At 60.3% G+C, this 18425-nt stretch carries 18 protein-coding genes; 9 read left to right on the top strand and 9 right to left on the bottom strand.

Annotated features, from left to right (window positions below; translation table 11 throughout):
• The first annotated feature begins 403 nt into the window (after positions 1 to 403).
• Positions 404 to 619: a ribosome modulation factor gene (locus E4P00_RS08000; RefSeq protein ID WP_002553055.1), complete on the top strand. Its 216-nt coding sequence runs from the start codon at positions 404 to 406 to the stop codon at positions 617 to 619.
• A gap of 127 nt (positions 620 to 746) precedes the next feature.
• On the opposite strand, the gene E4P00_RS08005 is transcribed toward E4P00_RS08000, so the two are convergent.
• From E4P00_RS08005 to E4P00_RS08025, 5 genes are all read right to left on the bottom strand, one after another.
• Positions 747 to 1766, bottom strand: a complete 1020-nt coding sequence (locus E4P00_RS08005; RefSeq protein ID WP_005790346.1) for a quinone-dependent dihydroorotate dehydrogenase — start codon at positions 1764 to 1766, stop codon at positions 747 to 749.
• Between the two features lie 80 nt (positions 1767 to 1846).
• The gene (locus E4P00_RS08010; protein ID WP_279309750.1) at positions 1847 to 2308 is read right to left on the bottom strand and encodes a transglycosylase SLT domain-containing protein; all 462 of its coding nucleotides are present in this window, start codon (positions 2306 to 2308) and stop codon (positions 1847 to 1849) included.
• A complete protein-coding gene (locus E4P00_RS08015; RefSeq protein WP_032879928.1) occupies positions 2301 to 2684 on the bottom strand; it encodes a winged helix-turn-helix domain-containing protein in 384 nt (127 codons plus the stop codon). Before E4P00_RS08015 ends, E4P00_RS08010 begins: the two co-directional genes overlap by 8 nt.
• 165 nt (positions 2685 to 2849) lie before the next feature.
• Positions 2850 to 3065 carry a FliM/FliN family flagellar motor switch protein gene (locus E4P00_RS08020; RefSeq protein ID WP_005790352.1) on the bottom strand — a complete coding sequence of 72 codons (216 nt, stop codon included), beginning with the start codon at positions 3063 to 3065 and terminating at the stop codon, positions 2850 to 2852.
• A 15-nt stretch (positions 3066 to 3080) separates the two neighbouring features.
• Complete coding sequence (locus E4P00_RS08025; protein ID WP_348984605.1) at positions 3081 to 3992, bottom strand: secretin N-terminal domain-containing protein; 912 nt, start codon at positions 3990 to 3992, stop codon at positions 3081 to 3083.
• A gap of 246 nt (positions 3993 to 4238) precedes the next feature.
• On the opposite strand from E4P00_RS08025, the gene E4P00_RS08030 reads away from it, so the two are divergent.
• The 8 genes from E4P00_RS08030 (at position 4239) to cobA (ending at position 15514) form a co-directional block, all read left to right on the top strand.
• Positions 4239 to 5438, top strand: coding sequence for a CmpA/NrtA family ABC transporter substrate-binding protein (locus E4P00_RS08030; RefSeq protein WP_032879926.1), 1200 nt, complete (start codon positions 4239 to 4241; stop codon positions 5436 to 5438).
• Positions 5439 to 5451: 13 nt separating this feature from the next.
• Positions 5452 to 6027 (top strand): ANTAR domain-containing protein, encoded by a 576-nt coding sequence (locus E4P00_RS08035; RefSeq protein WP_005790358.1) that lies wholly within the window; start codon positions 5452 to 5454, stop codon positions 6025 to 6027.
• Positions 6028 to 6172: 145 nt separating this feature from the next.
• On the top strand, positions 6173 to 7384 hold the full coding sequence (locus E4P00_RS08040) for a nitrate/nitrite transporter (protein WP_078822055.1): 1212 nt from the start codon (positions 6173 to 6175) through the stop codon (positions 7382 to 7384).
• The gene (locus tag E4P00_RS08045; protein WP_248131123.1) at positions 7384 to 9051 is read left to right on the top strand and encodes a bifunctional protein-serine/threonine kinase/phosphatase; all 1668 of its coding nucleotides are present in this window, start codon (positions 7384 to 7386) and stop codon (positions 9049 to 9051) included. Before E4P00_RS08040 ends, E4P00_RS08045 begins: the two co-directional genes overlap by 1 nt.
• A 233-nt stretch (positions 9052 to 9284) precedes the next feature.
• Complete coding sequence (gene nirB, locus E4P00_RS08050; RefSeq protein WP_032879922.1) at positions 9285 to 11738, top strand: nitrite reductase large subunit NirB; 2454 nt, start codon at positions 9285 to 9287, stop codon at positions 11736 to 11738.
• Complete coding sequence (gene nirD, locus E4P00_RS08055) at positions 11735 to 12052, top strand: nitrite reductase small subunit NirD (protein ID WP_005790365.1); 318 nt, start codon at positions 11735 to 11737, stop codon at positions 12050 to 12052. Before nirB ends, nirD begins: the two co-directional genes overlap by 4 nt.
• On the top strand, positions 12052 to 14760 hold the full coding sequence (locus E4P00_RS08060) for a nitrate reductase (protein ID WP_248131125.1): 2709 nt from the start codon (positions 12052 to 12054) through the stop codon (positions 14758 to 14760). Before nirD ends, E4P00_RS08060 begins: the two co-directional genes overlap by 1 nt.
• Positions 14761 to 14770: 10 nt before the next feature.
• A complete protein-coding gene (gene cobA, locus E4P00_RS08065) occupies positions 14771 to 15514 on the top strand; it encodes a uroporphyrinogen-III C-methyltransferase (protein ID WP_032879920.1) in 744 nt (247 codons plus the stop codon).
• 60 nt (positions 15515 to 15574) lie between these two features.
• Here the strand turns inward: cobA and E4P00_RS08070 are convergent, their stop codons facing one another.
• The 4 genes from E4P00_RS08070 to E4P00_RS08085 all read right to left on the bottom strand — a co-directional run bounded on the left by E4P00_RS08070 (position 15575) and on the right by E4P00_RS08085 (position 18413).
• Positions 15575 to 16555, bottom strand: coding sequence for an OmpA family protein (locus tag E4P00_RS08070; protein ID WP_005790371.1), 981 nt, complete (start codon positions 16553 to 16555; stop codon positions 15575 to 15577).
• A gap of 107 nt (positions 16556 to 16662) precedes the next feature.
• A complete protein-coding gene (gene sigX, locus E4P00_RS08075; RefSeq protein ID WP_003193286.1) occupies positions 16663 to 17253 on the bottom strand; it encodes an RNA polymerase sigma factor SigX in 591 nt (196 codons plus the stop codon).
• A gap of 87 nt (positions 17254 to 17340) precedes the next feature.
• Positions 17341 to 18165: a mechanosensitive ion channel domain-containing protein gene (locus E4P00_RS08080; RefSeq protein WP_003193288.1), complete on the bottom strand. Its 825-nt coding sequence runs from the start codon at positions 18163 to 18165 to the stop codon at positions 17341 to 17343.
• A 2-nt stretch (positions 18166 to 18167) separates the two neighbouring features.
• Positions 18168 to 18413 (bottom strand): hypothetical protein, encoded by a 246-nt coding sequence (locus E4P00_RS08085; RefSeq protein WP_005790375.1) that lies wholly within the window; start codon positions 18411 to 18413, stop codon positions 18168 to 18170.
• Positions 18414 to 18425: the final 12 nt, after the last annotated feature.

Here is an 18425-nt window from a genome sequence, read left to right on the forward strand (position 1 = left end):
TTGAGCCTTGTTTGACGGGGCAGAGAAACAATGTGAAGCAACAAAAGGAAATATTCAGACCCTTCGTCGAATAATAACCGACTGCAACAGGCGGGCATTCTCACTAAAGGATTAACCCGCTTCGCTGTGCAGGGCACATCATAGCTGGCTTTGCTGCATAAAAGGGGCGAAAAACCATCCCAGCTTATGGCTATAGCATCGTTATCGTTACGTGCTTATGACAAAACGATCATTGAATACATGTGACCTATTGGTTAGAACTCAACACAGGTTGGCGCCGTAACGACGCCGACACATCGGCTCGCCACGCCGGCAGCGAGCCCACCAACGGCAGAAAAACTCTGCCCGGCCTTGGACAAGGCCGAAGGATATCTAGACAGTCAACAAGTGAGGGAAACACCCTATGAGAAGACTTAAGCGTGATCCGTTGGAAAGAGCATTTTTACGCGGATATCAATATGGCGTTCATGGAAAATCCCGTGAGCTTTGCCCATTTACTCTACCGTCGGTACGCCAAGCCTGGATCAACGGCTGGCGAGAAGGACGCGGCGACAATTGGGACGGTATGACTGGCACTGCGGGCATCCACAGACTCAACGAACTTCACGCCGTCGGCTAATCAGGGGCATTTTATTCCGACACACATCTTTGAATGAGTAACGACTTAACCACGCGCGCCCCATCCGGGCGGCGGGCTTCGGCCCAGGGGCTCCTTTATGGAGCCCTTTTTATTGCCTGGCAGATTGTCAGCGCAGGGCAGCGATGGCATCCACCGACTCGCGAATCAACGCCGGCCCCTTATAGATAAAGCCGGAGTACAACTGCACCAGGCTGGCGCCAGCCGCGATCTTCTCGGCCGCGTGCTTGCCTTCGGTAATACCGCCCACCGCGATGATCGGCAAACGCCCGGCCAACTCGGCCGCCAGCACCTTGACGATATGGGTGCTCTTGTCCCGTACCGGCGCGCCGGACAGGCCGCCCGCCTCGTCGCCATGGGCCAGCCCCTCGACGCCCACGCGGCTGAGGGTGGTGTTGGTCGCAATCACTGCGTCCATGCCCGCATCCACCAGGGCCTGGGCCACCAGTACGGTTTCTTCATCGCTCATGTCCGGGGCGATCTTGATTGCCAGGGGTACGCGCTTGCCATGACGCACGGCCAAGTCTTCCTGACGCTGGCGCAAGGCTTCGAGCAGTTGTTTGAGGGAGTCACCGAATTGCAGGCTACGCAGGCCCGGGGTATTGGGCGAGCTGACGTTGACGGTGACGTAGCTGGCGTGGGCGTAAACCTTGTCCAGGCAGATCAGGTAATCGTCCACTGCACGCTCCACCGGCGTGTCAAAGTTCTTGCCGATATTGATCCCGAGGATGCCTGTGTATTTTGCCGCTTGAACCCGCGATAACAGGTGATCGACGCCGAGGTTGTTGAAACCCATGCGATTGATGATCGCCTCTGCGTCCGGCAGGCGGAAAATGCGTGGCTTGGGATTTCCCGGCTGTGGCCGTGGCGTCACGGTGCCGATTTCAACGAAGCCGAACCCCAACTGTGCAAACCCGTCGATGGCCGCGCCGTTTTTGTCCAGGCCGGCTGCCAGGCCGACCGGATTGGGAAAATCCAGGCCCATCACCGACACCGGCACTTTCGCCGCAGCCTTGCATACCAGGCCATTGAGCCCCAGGCGGCCACCGGCACCGATCAAGTCCAGGGACAGATCGTGGGAGGTTTCCGGGGAGAGTTTGAACAACAGCTGGCGGGCCAAGGTATACATGGGCGGGCTAGACTCGGATGGCGGCAAAAGGTGACGCGATTATAGCCGGGGTGGCGGGACTCATGCGAGGCGTGCTGCGCTCATCGGCGCTGAGCAATCAACGCCTGATAACGCACCCAGATCCTTTCGGCGTAGCGCTGGCGCAACGCCTCACGCTGCGAGCCAGGGCCCGGTCCAACATTGTAGGAACCCACCGCCATCCAGTTGTAGCCGAAACGCTGAATAAACTCGGCCAGAATCGAGGCACCGACTTGCACCGACAAACAAGGTTCGCTCAACAACCGCTCCTCGGTAATGCCCTGTTTGAGCAAACGCGGCAGGTGGATGCTGTTGATCTGCATCAAGCCGATATCACGCGTGCCATTGCGGTTGGCGTAGTTGATCGCCTGCGCACGCGAACCCGATTCGACATCAGCGATAGCCTGCAACAGTTCCGGTTCGAGATCGTACCGGCTGGCCGCCTCGTCCCAGCAATAGGCCAGTACCTGGTGACTGCCCATCAGCCCACTGAGCAGCAGTACCACGCTCCAAACCTTAAGCATTGCTGGCCTGGCCACACACAGAGCACACATGCACGACACCCCGTGGTGGTTCCCCCACCCGCACCGGGCACGTAAAGCGATACCCCTTGCCATAAATCGTCTTGATAAACCCTTTGTCGGCCCTCAAATGTTTGCGCAGGGAATAGATACAGCGCGTCAGTGACTCATCGGCCACCTCTCCCCGGGGCCAGGCCAGCTCCAGCAGGCGATCCTTGGTCATCAGCGTGCCACCGGAGGCCAGCAACAATCGCAGCACATGCCACTCCTTGGGCGGCAACTGAATATCCGCATCGCCGCCCGTCAACCGGCCATCGCCATGCAAGGTCCAGCGAGCGAAGACCAGGGAGGTCGTCGATTCATCAATCACGACGGCCATACGCACCTCTGCTTTTTACTACTGACATTCACATCCTTAGTTTCCGTACCGGCTCACCTGCCAATGTCACGACTATAAAAAACCGGCCTACGGCTCGCGCTAGGACAAAGCCCATTCGGGCGCCCTTTTTTGGAAACTTTCGGTCAGACAATTCTCCTGACGCACTTATTGGGGTAGCCATTCCTGATACGTCTCCTGCAACTCAACCCCCAGCCGATCCTCCAGTTGCACCAGCTCACCCAACGCCATCAGTTGCCCATTGACCCGTACCTCCACACATCGAGTCGCCCCTGGATCCAGAGGCAGCACCTTCCCCGGTGCGAACGCAGCCAAACGCTTGCGGCTGATCAATTGCTCCTGCAGCAGTATTTCCAGGTGCATGGACAAACGCCTTTTTCATGGGGAAAACTCACGATCGGTGCGCAGGAACGCACGCTGCACACGCTCATGTTGTGCTGTGCTCAATTGCGCAGGCGCGGGAGGTGGCGGTAATGGGTCAGGGCCTGACGAAACGTCATCCTGGACCGTGGCGCTATCCAGCTCCGCCACCAGTTTTTCGATAAGACTCACCTGGGAAGGCTGGCCCTTGATCAACAAACTGTTGGTATCCGAATAGGCCACCAACACCAGGCTACCGTCTGCCAATTGGCCTTTCTGCTCAGGGGATAGCCGGGCTTCGATCATGGCAGCCATACCCGGTACGCGGACCTTATTGGCACCCTCTCCTTGCTGGCGGTCCTGAACAGCTACATTGATCACCTGGACAACGCCGAATGCCGTTGCGCCTTCGGGCTGCTTGCGGCGTGGCTGGTCCATCAGGCTGGCCAGCCGCAAGACATGATCGACATAGCTCGGTGGCCCGTAAACGTAGAACGTACGTGCCCCGCTCTCACGCAATGGGTAACGCGGCTCATCCAGCCCCGCACGCCGCATGATGCCGCGCAGCCGATTGACTGAGATATGCCGCAGCACCACCGCAGAACTACGCACCTCATCGGCGGTGTAGAGATGCACCACTTGCCCGCTGCGGTGCCAGATCAGGTCTTGCTGCCCAGCGAGGGTTTCCAGGACCCGTTGCGGCGCTGCAAAGTCGAAGGTTCCGCTGATGCGCCTGCGCGCCACCGCACGGCTGGTGACCACAGGCAGGCCCAATGGCCCCGACAGCGCGGTAAAGAAAGTATGCAAACTTTCATCCTGTGCCTGGTACGCCTGGCCCCAGGCTGCGCGGCTACCCAGCAACAGGGCGGCACACAGTAACCCGCAGTGCAGCCAGCGGCAGTTCATGGGGTTCGGGGAATCAGTGTGCACCGTGGGTATTCCTGGGCGATCTGGCCTGAAGAAGCGGCCATACTGCGAGGCGCAAGAGGTTCAATCATGATGGAAAGTTGACGGCAGACTGCACCACGCCCCCGTGGCATGTGCCTTGCTTCGCACTTTGTATCAGGCCCGCACCAAAGGCGGCGCGGGCCTACGGACAAAGGCGTCGTTACCCGGCAATGGCCTGTCACGCCAAGCCGGGAAACGACGCTTTTTTTTCAGAAAAGGCAGGTATTGATGAACGATCCGCTGGCTTGGGTAAACGGCAGCGATGCCCCGGAAAAGAGCAGCCTTGACCTGGGGTTCATGGCCCTGACCGATTGCGCTTCGCTGGTGGTCGCTGCCACCCAGGGCTTCGCCCAGCCCTACGGCCTCACACTGAACCTCAAGCGCCAATCATCCTGGGCCAACCTGCGTGACAAGCTGGTCAGTGGCGAGCTGGACGCCGCCCACGGGCTGTACGGGCTGATCTATGCCGTGCATCTGGGCATCGGCGGCGTTGCGCCTACCGACATGGCCGTACTGATGGGCCTCAACCAGAACGGCCAGAGCATCAACCTGTCCCACGGCCTGCAACACCAAGGAGTGGTCACTCCTGAAGCGCTGGAACGCCACGTGCACCAAAGCCGGACAAAACTGACCTTCGCCCAGACATTTCCCACGGGCACCCACGCCATGTGGTTGTATTACTGGCTGGCGAGCCAAGGCATTCATCCATTGCAGGATGTGAACAGCGTGGTGGTGCCGCCGCCGCAAATGGTGGCGCACCTGCAGGCCGGACGCATCGACGGTTTTTGTGTCGGCGAGCCTTGGAGTGCCAGTGCAGTGCAACATCATCAAGGCTTTACTCTGGCGACCACCCAGGCGATCTGGCCCAATCATCCGGAAAAGGTCCTGGGCTGCACCCAGGCGTTCGTCGACGCGTTTCCCAATACCGCCCGCCTATTGGTAATGGCGATCCTCGAGGCCAGCCGGTTTATCGAACAGAGCATTGAAAACCGCCGTTCCACCGCGCAGTTGCTCAGTGCCCGCGACTACCTCGACGCCCCGTTGGACTGCATCGAGCCGCGTCTGCTGGGTCATTACGAGGACGGCTTGGGTAACCAGTGGCAGGATCCCCATGCTTTGCGCTTTTTCGCCGGTGGCGAGGTGAATTTGCCCTACCTCAGCGACGGCATGTGGTTCATGACCCAGTTCCGGCGTTGGGGCTTGTTGCGTGAAGACCCTGACTACCTCGGCGTCGCCTGCCAGGTCCAGCAATTGGCACTGTATCGCCAGGCCGCCGATGCGCTGGGCCTCAGCGTTGGCGACGCGCCGATGCGCAGCAGTCAATTGATCGACGGCAAAATCTGGGACGGCTCCGACCCCGCCGGTTACGCCCGCAGCTTCCGCCTCAATGCCCTGGGCGATGACAACCACCGTCAAGCGCTGCGCTGACAGGAGCTCAATGATGCTACGAATCCTGTTGATCAATGACACCCCGCGCAAGGTCGGGCGCCTCAAGGCCGCCCTGACCGAAGCCGGTTTCGAGGTGATCGATGAATCCGGCCTGACCATCGACCTGCCCGCACGCGTCGAAACAGTGCGCCCGGACGTGATCCTGATCGATACCGAGTCACCCGGCCGCGATGTGATGGAGCAAGTGGTGTTGGTCAGCCGCGACCAGCCCCGGCCTATCGTGATGTTTACCGATGAGCATGACCCGAATGTGATGCGCCAGGCAATCAAGTCCGGCGTCAGTGCCTATATCGTCGAAGGCATTCAGGCCCAACGCCTGCAACCGATCCTTGATGTGGCCATGGCCCGCTTCGAGAGTGACCAGGCCCTGCGCGCGCAGTTGCAGGCCCGCGACCTGCAATTGGCCGAACGTAAACGCATCGAGTTGGCCAAGGGCCTGCTGATGAAAATGAAGAGCTGTAATGAAGAAGAGGCGTACACCCTGATGCGCCGTCAGGCCATGAGTCGCCAGCAGAAACTGATCCAGGTGGCAGAGCAGATTATTGCCATGAGCGAGTTGCTCGGCTGATCTGGCTCAGCTCTTGCTAAAGAATCCTCACAGGTAACCAACGGCGGTTGCCCCTCCACGACAAAGACGTCGCCCACCCGGTTTGCCCTCGCGAACCCGGTGGCGGCGTTTTTTCGTTTCAGACCCCCAACCGTTGAGGTGCGTGATGAAATCAAGCTTCTGGAAATCCGGGCATACCCCGACCCTGTTTGCCGCGTTCCTGTATTTCGACCTGAGTTTCATGGTCTGGTACCTGTTGGGCCCGCTGGCGGTGCAAATTGCCGCCGACCTGCACCTGACCACCCAGCAGCGCGGCCTGGTGGTGGCCACGCCGATCCTGGCGGGCGCGGTCCTGCGTTTTCTGATGGGCATGTTGGCCGACAAGCTGTCACCCAAGACCGCTGGGCTGATAGGCCAAGTGATTGTGATCGTGGCGCTGTTCTGCGCCTGGAAGCTGGGGATCCACAGTTACGAGCAAGCCTTGCTGCTGGGCGTGTTTCTGGGCATGGCCGGTGCCTCCTTTGCCGTGGCTCTGCCCCTGGCATCGCAGTGGTATCCCGCAGAGCACCAGGGCAAGGCCATGGGCATCGCCGGTGCCGGTAATTCCGGCACCGTATTTGCCGCCTTGCTGGCACCGGTGCTGGCGGCTGCGTTCGGCTGGAGCAATGTGTTCGGCTTTGCGCTGATTCCGCTGGTCCTTACCCTGATCGTATTCGCCTGGCTCGCACGCAACGCGCCACAACGTCCGAAAGCCAAGTCCATGGCCGACTACTTCAAGGCCCTGGGCGACCGCGACAGCTGGTGGTTCATGTTCTTCTACAGCGTGACCTTTGGTGGCTTCATCGGCCTGGCCAGCGCCCTGCCCGGCTACTTCAACGACCAATACGGCCTGAGCCCGGTGACCGCCGGTTACTACACCGCGGCCTGCGTGTTCGGTGGCAGCCTGATGCGCCCGCTGGGCGGCGCCCTGGCCGACCGTTTTGGCGGGATCAAGACCCTGCTCGGCATGTACAGCGTGGCGGTGATCTGTATTGCCGCAGTGGGTTTCAACCTGCCCAGCTCCTACGCGGCGCTGGCGCTTTTCGTCTGCACCATGCTCGGCCTGGGTGCCGGAAATGGCGCGGTATTCCAATTGGTGCCGCAGCGTTTTCGCAGTGAGATCGGCGTAATGACCGGCTTGATCGGCATGGCCGGTGGCATCGGCGGCTTCGCCCTCGCCGCCGGCATGGGCGCGATCAAACAGAGCACCGGCAGTTACCAGTTGGCGCTGTGGTTGTTCGCCAGCCTCGGAGTGCTGGCCTGGTTTGGCCTGCATGGCGTCAAGCGCCGCTGGAGAACCACCTGGGGCTCGGCTGCGGTCACCGCTGCCCGCGTCTGATGAGCCTTCGACTGAGCGTCGCCCAGGCCAGCGCCATTGGCCCACGCAGTGAAAACCAGGATGCGCTGCGGGTGGTCACACCGATGGCGGAACTGGCGGCGAGCAAAGGCTACCTGTGCGCATTGGCCGATGGCGTCAGCCAATGCGCCGACGGTGGCCTGGCCGCGCGCTCGACCTTGCAGGCGCTGGCGCTGGACTACTACGCCACGCCGCAGACCTGGGGGGTGGCCCAGGCGCTCGAACGTCTGTTGGTCGCGCAAAATCGCTGGCTGCAAGCCAACGGTGGTGGGCAACCGTTGCTCACCACCCTCAGCGCCCTAGTGTTTCGCGGCCAACGCTTCACGCTGGCCCATGTCGGTGATTGCCGTGCATATCGCTGGTTCGACGGCGAGTTGCAACGCCTCAGCGAAGACCATGTGTGGGAACAGCCGGGTATGCAGCACGTACTCAAACGCGCCCTTGGCCTGGATCAGCACCTGGTGCTGGACTTCCTCGACGGCCAATTGCGCGAGGGCGAATGTTTCCTCTTGCTCAGCGACGGGGTGTGGGCGACGTTGGGCGATCACAGCATTGGCGCGATTCTGCGTGAGCAAGACGACCTCGACCTGGCCGTCAGCACCCTGGTCAGCGCCGCCCACCTGGCCGGCAGCCAAGACAACGCCAGCGCCTTGCTGGTGCGCATCGACCAACTCGGCGCCGCCACCCTCGGCGACGCCTTGGTGCAGTTGCAGCAATGGCCAACGCCGCCGCCGCTGAAGGTTGGGCAGATCTTTGAAGGCTGGGAGGTGCAAAGCGTGCTCGCGCAGAGTCGGCAATCGTTGCTGTACCGCGTGCACGATGCGCAGCGGCAACCCTGGCTGCTCAAGACCTTGCCCTTGCGCCACGATGACACCGACGCCGCCCAAGCCTTGTTATCGGAGGAATGGTTTCTGCGCCGCGTCGCTGGCCGTGCCTTTCCGGAGGTGCATGCCGCCAGTGGTCGTCAGCATTTGTACTACGTGATGCGCGAATACCCCGGGCAGACCCTCGCCCAGCTGTTTCAACAACAAGGCCCGCTGCCGCTGGCGCAATGGCAGTCAATCGCCGAACGCTTGCTGCGAGCCGTGGGCCTGCTGCATCGCCGACAGATTCTGCACCGCGACATCAAGCCGGAAAACCTGCTGCTGGGCGATGACGGGGAACTGCGGGTGCTGGACTTTGGCCTGGCCTACTGCCCTGGCCTTTCTGAAGACCGTGCCCACTTACTGCCCGGCACCCCGAGTTTTATCGCGCCCGAAGCTTTCGCAGGCGAGCATCCTACTGCGCAACAGGATTTGTATAGTGTCGGTGTGACCTTGTATTACCTGCTGACTGGGCATTACCCCTACGGCGAAATCGAAGCCTTCCAACGCCCGCGTTTCAACCAGCCTGTCAGCGCCAGCCGCTATCGCCCCGACCTGCCGGATTGGTTGCCCCACAGCCTGGAGCGCGCCGTGGCCGCCCTGCCCGCACACCGCTATGAAACTGCCGAAGAATGGCTGCTGGTACTGGAACAGGCTGACCGCCGCGAACTGAGCGTGCGGCCACGGCCGCTGCTGGAGCGCGAGCCGCTGAAGGTCTGGCAAACCCTGGCAGTGGCCTCACTGTTGATCAATCTGGTGCTGCTGTACTGGCTGCTGCACCACTAACGAGCAAAATCCACCGCCCTCCTGTTTAAACGCCCAATAAAACTGGGGGTATGCAACTTGGCACAGCTGCTGCATTAGGTCTTCCAACAACCCACATATAGCCGCCCCTTCAACGTCGAAGGGTCGAGCTTCCCGAGAGAACGGGACCAGGACAAAGGCGTCCTCGCTAGCTGACTAGCGGGGACGCCTTTTTTTGTTTGCGCATGATTTGTCGAGCCATTGCGGAGAACGACATGAAAAAACTCAAACTGGTGATGATCGGCAACGGCATGGCCGGGGTTCGCACCCTTGAAGAATTGCTCAAGCTGAGCAGCGAGCTGTACGACATCACCGTATTCGGCGCCGAGCCCCACACCAACTACAACCGCATCCTGCTGTCGCCGGTGCTGGCCGGTGAGCAAACCTTCGAAGAGATCGTGCTCAACGACCTCGACTGGTACCTGGATAACAACGTCAAGCTACTGCTCAACCGCAAGGTGGTGCAGATCGACCGGGTCAAGCGCAAAGTCATCGCCGAAGACGGCACCGAGGCCGAGTACGATCGCCTGCTGATCGCCACCGGTTCTACGCCGTTTATCCTGCCGATTCCCGGCAACACCTTGCAGGGCGTGATTGGCTACCGCGACATTGCCGATACCCAGGCGATGATCGACACCGCCAAGACCCACAAGCACGCGGTGGTGATCGGTGGTGGCCTGCTCGGCCTGGAAGCGGCCAACGGCCTGATGCTGCGCGGTATGCACGTGACGGTGGTGCATCTCGGTGAATGGCTGCTGGAACGCCAACTGGACAAGACCAGCGGCCAGTTGCTGCAAACCGAACTGGAAAGCCGTGGCCTGGTGTTTCGCCTGTGCGAGCAAACCCAGGCCTTGCATGATGCCGGTAATGGTCGCGTCGGCTCGGTGCAATTCAAAAATGGCGACATCATCCCCGCCGACCTGGTGGTGATGGCCGCCGGTATCCGCCCCAACACCGAACTGGCGGAGAAGTCCGGCATCCCCTGCAACCGTGGGATCCTGGTCAACGACACGATGCAAACCTACGACCCGCGCATCTACGCGATCGGCGAATGCGCCAGCCATCGCGGGATCGCCTATGGCCTGGTGGCGCCGCTGTTCGAACAGGCCAAGGTCTGCGCCAACCACTTGGCCCAACTGGGCTTTGCCACTTACAAAGGCTCGGTGACCTCGACCAAGCTGAAGGTGACCGGCATCGACCTCTTTTCTGCCGGCGACTTCATGGGCGGTGAAGGCACCGAGACCATCACCCTCTCCGACCCGATCGGCGGCGTATACAAGAAGCTGGTAATCAAGGACGACATCCTGGTCGGTGCGTGCCTGTACGGCGATACCGCGGATGGTGGTTGGTACTTCCGCCAGATCCGTGAGAACCATGCAATTGGCGAGATCCGCGATCACCTGATGTTCGGTGAGAACGCCTTGGGCGATGTGGGCCATCAAGGCCAGGACAAAGCCATGAGCATGGCCGACAGCGCCGAAGTCTGCGGCTGCAACGGCGTGTGCAAAGGCACCATCGTCAAGGCAATCCAGGAACAAGGGCTGTTCAGCGTCGATGAGGTGAAAAAACACACCAAGGCCGCCAGCTCCTGCGGTTCCTGTGCCGGGCTGGTTGAGCAGATCCTGATCAACACCGTGGGCGGCGCGGCTGACGTCAAACCCAAAAGCGAAAAGGCCATCTGTGGGTGCAGCGACCTTAATCACGGGCAGATCCGTCAGGCTATCCGCGAGCAGCACTTGCTGACTATCGACAGCACCATGCGCTACCTGAACTGGCGTACCCCCAATGGCTGCGCCACCTGCCGCCCCGCTCTCAACTACTACCTGATTTCAACCTGGCCGGGCGAGGCCAAGGACGACCCGCAATCACGACTGATCAACGAACGGGCCCACGCCAATATTCAGAAAGACGGCACCTACTCTGTAGTCCCACGGATGTGGGGCGGCGTGACCAATCCTTCGGAGCTGCGCCGCATCGCCGATGTGGCCGACAAGTACAACGTGCCGATGGTGAAAGTCACCGGCGGCCAGCGCATCGACTTGCTCGGCATCAAGAAGCAGGACTTGCCAGGGGTGTGGAAGGACCTGGATATGCCGTCCGGCCATGCCTACGGCAAATCCATCCGCACCGTGAAAACCTGCGTGGGCAGCGAGTTCTGCCGTTTCGGCACGCAGAATTCCACCCAACTGGGCATCGAACTGGAGCATGACCTGTTCAATATGTGGTCACCACACAAGGTCAAGCTGGCGGTGTCCGGTTGCCCACGCAACTGTTCGGAAGCGGGCATCAAGGACGTGGGAATTATCGGTGTCGACTCCGGTTGGGAGATGTATATCGGTGGCAACGGCGGCATCAAGACCGAAGTCGCGGAGTTTTTCGTCAAGCTCAAGACCGCCGATGAAGTGCGCGAATACAACGGCGCATTTCTGCAGCTGTACCGCGAAGAAGCGTTCTACCTGGAACGCACGGTGCACTACCTGCAACGGGTGGGCATGGAGCACATCAAGAAGGCCGTTCTGGAAGACCCGGCCCGCCGCCAGGCGCTCAATGAGCGTTTGCAGTTCTCGCTGTCATTCGAACAGGACCCGTGGAAGGAACGCCTGGAACAGCCGCTGCTGAAAAAGGAGTTCGACGTTATCCCGGTCAAACAACTGGAGGTGTCGCTATGAACTGGCTGGATATCTGCGCCCTTGATGAAATCAATACCCTGGGCTCGCGCATCATCAGTGGGCCCAAAGGCGACATCGCGATTTTTCGTACCAGTGACGACGAAGTCTTCGCCCTTGACGACCGTTGCCCGCACAAGGGCGGCCCGCTCTCCCAAGGCTTAATCTATGGCAAGCGCGTCGCCTGCCCGCTGCACAACTGGCAGATTGACCTGGCGTCCGGCGAAGCCCAGGCGCCGGATATCGGCTGCGCCCACCATCATCAGGCCCGGGTAGAAAACGGCCGGGTGATGCTGGCCCTGCGGGACGCGGGTTGATGAACCGCCAGACCACCGCGTCCACCTGCTGTTATTGCGGCGTGGGCTGCGGCGTGCTGATCGAGCATGACGGCGAGCAGATCCTGGGGGTACAAGGCGATCCGAGCCATCCGGCCAACTTCGGCAAATTGTGCAGCAAAGGCGCCAGCCTGCACCTGACCGGCGACGTGAGCGCACGCGCCCTGTATCCGGAGTTGCGCCTGGGCAAAGGTTTGGCCCGTACCCGTACCGACTGGGACACCGCCCTGGATCACGCCGCCAACGTGTTCGCCGAGACCATCGCCGAGCACGGCCCGGACAGCGTGGCGTTCTATATCTCGGGGCAACTATTGACCGAGGATTACTACAGCTTCAACAAGCTGGCCCGGGCGTTGGTAGGCACCAACAATATCGACAGCAATTCTCGGCTGTGCATGTCATCGGCGGTGGTCGGCTACAAACGCAGCCTGGGCGCCGATGCGCCGCCGTGCAGTTATGAAGACCTGGAAAACAGCGACTGCGTGATGATCGTCGGCAGCAATATGGCCTACGCCCACCCGGTATTGTTCCGACGCCTGGAGCAGGCCAAGGCGCAGCGCCCGCAGATGAAAGTGCTGGTGATTGATCCTCGGCGTACAGACACCTGCGATTTGGCTGACCTGCACCTGGCAATCTTGCCGGGGACGGACGTGGCGTTGTTTCACGGGATTTTGCATTTGCTGCTGTGGGAAGACTGGATTGATCGTGCGTTCATCCAGGCCCACACCGATGGCCTGGCCGAGCTCAAGCGCCTGGTGCATGACTACACGCCGCAGATGGTCACGCAGTTGTGCGGGATCAGCGTCGAACAGTTGCGCCTATGTGCGCAGTGGGTCGGCACCTCCAGCAGCTTTTTGTCGCTGTGGTGCATGGGCCTCAACCAATCCACTGCCGGCAGCGCAAAAAACAGCGCGTTGATCAACCTGCACTTGGCCACGGGCACCATTGGCAGGCCGGGGTGCGGGCCGTTTTCCCTGACCGGTCAACCGAATGCCATGGGCGGTCGCGAAACCGGCAGCCTGTCCAACCTGCTGCCGGGCCACCGCGAGGCGTCCAACCCGGCACATCGCGCTGAAGTGGCCACCTATTGGGGTGTGGAGCAACTGCCTGCACCCGCCGGCCTTACCGCGATCGAACTGTTTGAACAGATGCAGGCAGGCAAGATCAAGGCCCTGTGGATCGCCTGCACCAACCCTGCACAATCCTTGCCCGACCAGAACGCCGTGCGTGCGGCCTTGGCGACGTGCCCGTTCGTGGTGTTGCAGGAGGCTTTTCGCACCACCGAAACCGCCACTTATGCCGACCTGCTGGTGCCTGCCGCCAGTTGGGGCGAAAAAGACGGCACGGTCACCAATTCCGAGCGGCGTATTTCCCACGTACGCCGCGCCATCAGCCCACCGGGAGAGGCGCGGGCGGACTGGGCAATTACCGTAGATTTCGCACAGCGCCTGGAGCGTCGCCTGCGGCCGGGGTTGCCCAGCCTGTTCGCCTTTGCACAGCCGGCGCAGCTGTTTGACGAGTTCAAGGGGCTCACTCAAGGGCGTGACCTCGACTTGTCCGGTATCAGCCATGGCCTGCTCGACCAACTCGGCCCGCAGCAATGGCCGTTTCCCACAGGCGCACAGACAGGCACAGCGCGCCTGTATAGCGATGGCATCTTCCCCACCGACAATGGCCGGGCGCGGTTTGTGGCCGACCCTTACCGCGCGGCCAAGGAACAACGGGACGCGCGCTTCCCCCTGACCTTGATCACCGGCCGTCTGCGTGACCAGTGGCACGGTATGAGCCGCACCGGCACGGCCGCACAGTTGTTCGGGCATGTCAGTGAAGCGCTGTTGAGCCTGCACCCGGACGAGCTTCGCCGCCACCGCCTCCAGGAAGGTGACCTGGTCAGCCTGAAAAGCCGTCGCGGCAGCGTGATCGTCGCTGTCAGCAGCGATGACAGCGTACGGCCCGGCCAGGCATTTCTGCCGATGCATTGGGGCGACCGCTTTCTCAAGGGCGGCGTCAATGTGATCACCCAACCGGCGTTTGACCCACTGTCCAAACAGCCTGAACTCAAGCACAGCGGGGTGCGTCTGGAAGCCGTGCAACTGCCGTGGCAGCTGTTCGCGTTGATCGAAGGCAATGTGCAGCAGCATTTCGAAGCGCTGCGCCCGCTGTGTGAGGAATTTGCCTACGTCAGCCTGAGCCTGGCCGGCCGTGAACGCCCTGCGTTGCTGGTACGGGCAGCCCATACCGAGGCGCCGGACCTGCATTTGTTGACTCGGATTGACCACTTGCTGGGCCTGAACGACGGTCCGGTCATGGCCTACGACGACCCGCGCCGCTCGATCGGCAAGCGCGTGAAAATCGAAAAAGGCCGTATCACCGCCCTGCGCCTGGCCGGCGAAACCCTGGCCCGCCACTGGTTGCAAAGCCTGTGGCTGGAAGGCCGCGCCGACGAGCAACTGCGACGCTGGCTGTTGGCACCTTTAAGCGCGCCACCCGGTGCCGCAACGGCCAGCAACAAGATTGTGTGCAACTGCAAGAACGTCAGCGAAAACGCCGTGTGTGCGGGCGTTGGACGTGGCCTGGACCTGGATGGACTTAAACGGGAACTGGGTTGCGGCACCCAATGCGGCTCCTGCGTGCCGGAAATCAAACGTCTTTTGGCCAGCAAACCGCAGCCAATCGCCATCAGTGTGTAAGGGGAACAACATGAGCGCAAAAGTGTGGCTGGTAGGCGCTGGGCCCGGTGATCCGGAGTTGCTGACCCTCAAGGCAGTCAGAGCCCTGCATGAAGCGGACGTGGTGCTGATTGATGACCTGGTCAACCCGGCCGTGCTCGAACACTGCGGCGATGCACGCGTGATTACCGTCGGTAAACGCGGTGGCTGCCGCTCCACGCCCCAGGATTTTATCCATCGCCTGATGCTGCGTTATGCCCGCCAGGGCAAATGCGTGGTGCGGCTCAAGGGCGGCGACCCGTGCATTTTTGGTCGCGGTGGCGAAGAGGCGCTGTGGCTGCGCGAACGTGGCATTGAGGTGGAGTTGGTCAACGGCATCACGTCGGGGTTAGCCGGGGCGACGAGCTGCGATATTCCCCTGACGTTACGCGGTGTGAGCCGTGGGGTGACGCTGGTCACTGCTCATACTCAGGACGACAGCGCGTTGAACTGGCGCGCACTGGCGGAAAGTGGAACCACACTGGTGGTGTACATGGGCGTGGCGAAGCTGGAGGAGATTCGTCAGCAGTTGCTCGAAGGCGGCATGGCCCCGGACATGCCCGTGGCGATGATCGAAAATGCTTCGCTGCCCCAGCAGCGCGAATGCCGCAGTGATCTGGCGCGGATGCATGAGGATGCGCAAGCGTTCGCCCTGAAAAGCCCGGCTATCCTGGTGATTGGTAGCGTTGCTGGTGCTGCGCAGGCGGCTTGCCTGGCGACGGCGGCCAGTGCCTGAGGCAAATTCCAGGCGAAAAAAACCCGGCCTAAGCCGGGTTTTTTTGTAAAGCCAGGCTAATTACTTAGCGGTGGCTTCAACAGCTGCTTCTACGCGACGGTTAACAGCGCGGCCAGCTTCAGTTGCGTTGTCAGCAACTGGGCGGGACTCACCGTAACCAACGGAAGTGATGCGGCTAGGAGCTACGCCATCTTTAACCAGGACTTGCTTAACAGCGTCAGCACGACGCTGGGACAGCTTCTGGTTGTAAGCGTCTGGACCGACGGAGTCAGTGTGACCAGCAACTTCTACGTTGGTGTCTGGGTACTGAGCCATGAAGTCGGCCAGGTTTTTCACGTCGCCGTAGCTGTTAGGCTTAACAACCGACTTGTCGAAGTCGAACTTAACGTCCAGCTCAACACGAACAACCTGAGCAACCGGAGCTTCTGGCTCTGGAACTGGCTCTGGAGCTGGTGCTGGGGTAGGAGCTGGAGCAGCTGCGCCAGCGTTACCGCCGAAGTTCACGCCCAGGCCAACCAGTGCGGAGTAGTCCCACTTGCCGTTGTCCAGACCGTAGTCAGCTTCAACACCAGCACGAGCGTACAGGTTGTTGGTGAAGTAGTACTTCACGCCAGTACCGATGGTGGCGAAAGTGGTCTGGTCGCGACCGCTGTGGCCGTCAGCCTTGACGTTGGTACGGCTCTGGTGGCCGAAACCGCCTTCAACGTATGGACGCAGGCTATCAACGCCAGCCTGACCGAAGTGGTACTGAGCAACGAGGCTGCCAGTGTCACCTTTGATCTTCTGGTTGCCAGTGCCGTCGTTCGAACGGGTGTGGTTGGTCTTGTCGTACGACAGATTCAACGACAGATCGTCGGTCAGGAAGTAACCAATGCGAGCGCCTGGGTTGAAGCCGTCTTCGATGTGCTTAACGCTATCGTTGTACTGCTTCTTGTAGAACAGCTCGCCTTCAACTGCGCCTTGGCCTTGTGCCAGAACGCCGAAAGAAGTAGCGGCAATAAGAGAACCAATGGCCAAGCCCAAGGTGTTTTTCAGTTTCATCCGTTAAATCCCCATCTGGTGATTGTAAAGCAGTCCCACAAACCGGGGGACAACTCGGCGACAAGTCTAACAGAACTTGCCTACACGTAAGAGATATTTGCTACGCACTAAGTTTCAGTCTCGCCCGCAAATTTCTCACGTAATTTATCAAGAGCACGTTTGTACCGCATTTTTGTAGCACTCAAGCCCATATGCATGATGTCAGCGATTTCCTGGAATTCCAGCTCTGCGACAAAGCGAAGCACCAGAATTTCCCGGTCAATCGGGTTCACATGCACCAACCAGCGATCAAGTCCGCCCTTCTCCTCGGGTGCCGGCGCCTTTTCTTCAGACGCCTCCTCAAGGGGGTCCAGACTCAAAGCGTCCATCAAGCGACGCTTTCGCCGTTCCTTCCGATACTGCGTGATGCACTCGTTGTACGTGATGCTGTACAGCCAGGTCTTGAACTTCGATTTGCCCTCGAAGTTCTTCAGGCCATATAGCACCTTGAGCATCACTTCCTGACAGACATCGTCCGCGTCTCTATCGTTCCCCAAATACCTTGAACAAACGTTGAACAGAGTGCGTTGATACCTGCGCATCAATTCTTCGTACGCGCGTGTTACGTGAAACAGCTCCGTGTGCGAGCGCGCGACCAACTCCTCATCAGAGAGCTCACGGGGGTCATAGCGCGTGGACAGCGTTTGGGCTTTATTCAAAACAAGTCGTGCCGGCAGTCAGGTCAATGTCCGTTGCAACCCGGTCACCCGGGTTTGCGGCGGCGTACATTAGCAGGGTTTGCCGGATTAGCGGCTACTGACCTGCTGCTCCAGGAGAATCCGGTTGGACAGCGAAACCAGTTCTCCGTCATCGGTCAGCACTGTCGTCTTGACCGTGCCGATCTCCTCGATCTGCCCTTCAACCTCGCCCACACGCACTTGTTGCCCAACCTGATATAGCTCACGCACATAGATTCCCGCAAGAATCTGACCGGCAATTTCCCGGCTTCCCAAACCCATGGCCAGTGCAACGGCCAGACCAACGGTAATCAAAACAATCACAATAACGTGGTTCAGCAGGTCAGTCTTGACTTCCAACTGGCTGATCGCGACGGAAATACTGATGATGATCACCAGCCCCTGTGCGATTCGCCCCAAGCCTGCCGCGTAGTCCAACCCCACGCCTTCAGCGGCCCCGCGCACCAGCCCATTGGCCAATTGCGCGAGTAAAACACCTACCAGCAACACCAGCGCGCCGCCGAAAACTTTCGGCAAATACAGTGCCAGCATGTCGAGCGTAGCTGAAACTCGCTCAAGTCCAAGGGATTGCGCTGCAGAAACCAGAAAAATAAGTAGAACAAACCAGTAGACGATCTTGCCGATCAAGGTAGAAATCGGCACCTGCAGCCCGGCGCGACCCAGCAATTTGGTCAAACCGGTGCCGGCCATCAGGCGATCCAGCCCGAGTTTGGCGAGCAGCTTGGACAACAGGGTGTCGAGCAACTTGGCCACGACAAAGCCCAGCAACACCAGGACCAGGGCACCAAACAGGTTGGGAATGAAATTCGCAACCTTGGTCCACAATGCGGTCATCGCGGTGACCAGGCTCTGGGTCCAGAGATCAAGTTCCATATTCAATCAGCCTTATCAGCAGTGCGAGCAAGAGGTTTACGGCGCGAAACCGGTGACACATGGGCCGAACCGTTGTTCAGGGCCATCATCAATGCCGGCAACCAACGCCCGAGCAGCCCGAACAGATCACCCGCACCGACCTGACGGTTGGCGGTTTTCAATACGCGACCCAGGCAAGCATCGTCATCACGGTTGGATGGCGAAGCATTGAGCATGTCACGCAAAGACTGTTCGAACGGATCGTGCATAGAGACCTCTCG

The sequence above is a fragment of the Pseudomonas sp. B329 genome (genome assembly GCF_023127835.1).
In the GTDB taxonomy this organism is placed as follows: domain Bacteria; phylum Pseudomonadota; class Gammaproteobacteria; order Pseudomonadales; family Pseudomonadaceae; genus Aquipseudomonas; species Aquipseudomonas synxantha_A.

Coding starts and splice junctions, on each gene's coding strand:
- E4P00_RS08005 (WP_005790346.1), bottom strand. CDS start 1,766: ATGTATACCTTGGCCCGCCAGCTGTTGTTCAAACTCTCCCCGGAAACC.
- E4P00_RS08070 (WP_005790371.1), bottom strand. CDS start 16,555: ATGAAACTGAAAAACACCTTGGGCTTGGCCATTGGTTCTCTTATTGCC.
- E4P00_RS08015 (WP_032879928.1), bottom strand. CDS start 2,684: ATGGCCGTCGTGATTGATGAATCGACGACCTCCCTGGTCTTCGCTCGC.
- nirD (WP_005790365.1), top strand. CDS start 11,735: ATGAACTGGCTGGATATCTGCGCCCTTGATGAAATCAATACCCTGGGC.
- E4P00_RS08030 (WP_032879926.1), top strand. CDS start 4,239: ATGAACGATCCGCTGGCTTGGGTAAACGGCAGCGATGCCCCGGAAAAG.
- E4P00_RS08085 (WP_005790375.1), bottom strand. CDS start 18,413: ATGCACGATCCGTTCGAACAGTCTTTGCGTGACATGCTCAATGCTTCG.
- E4P00_RS08040 (WP_078822055.1), top strand. CDS start 6,173: ATGAAATCAAGCTTCTGGAAATCCGGGCATACCCCGACCCTGTTTGCC.
- cobA (WP_032879920.1), top strand. CDS start 14,771: ATGAGCGCAAAAGTGTGGCTGGTAGGCGCTGGGCCCGGTGATCCGGAG.
- nirB (WP_032879922.1), top strand. CDS start 9,285: ATGAAAAAACTCAAACTGGTGATGATCGGCAACGGCATGGCCGGGGTT.
- E4P00_RS08010 (WP_279309750.1), bottom strand. CDS start 2,308: ATGCTTAAGGTTTGGAGCGTGGTACTGCTGCTCAGTGGGCTGATGGGC.
- E4P00_RS08080 (WP_003193288.1), bottom strand. CDS start 18,165: ATGGAACTTGATCTCTGGACCCAGAGCCTGGTCACCGCGATGACCGCA.
- E4P00_RS08045 (WP_248131123.1), top strand. CDS start 7,384: ATGAGCCTTCGACTGAGCGTCGCCCAGGCCAGCGCCATTGGCCCACGC.
- E4P00_RS08020 (WP_005790352.1), bottom strand. CDS start 3,065: ATGCACCTGGAAATACTGCTGCAGGAGCAATTGATCAGCCGCAAGCGT.
- E4P00_RS08060 (WP_248131125.1), top strand. CDS start 12,052: ATGAACCGCCAGACCACCGCGTCCACCTGCTGTTATTGCGGCGTGGGC.
- E4P00_RS08000 (WP_002553055.1), top strand. CDS start 404: ATGAGAAGACTTAAGCGTGATCCGTTGGAAAGAGCATTTTTACGCGGA.
- E4P00_RS08035 (WP_005790358.1), top strand. CDS start 5,452: ATGCTACGAATCCTGTTGATCAATGACACCCCGCGCAAGGTCGGGCGC.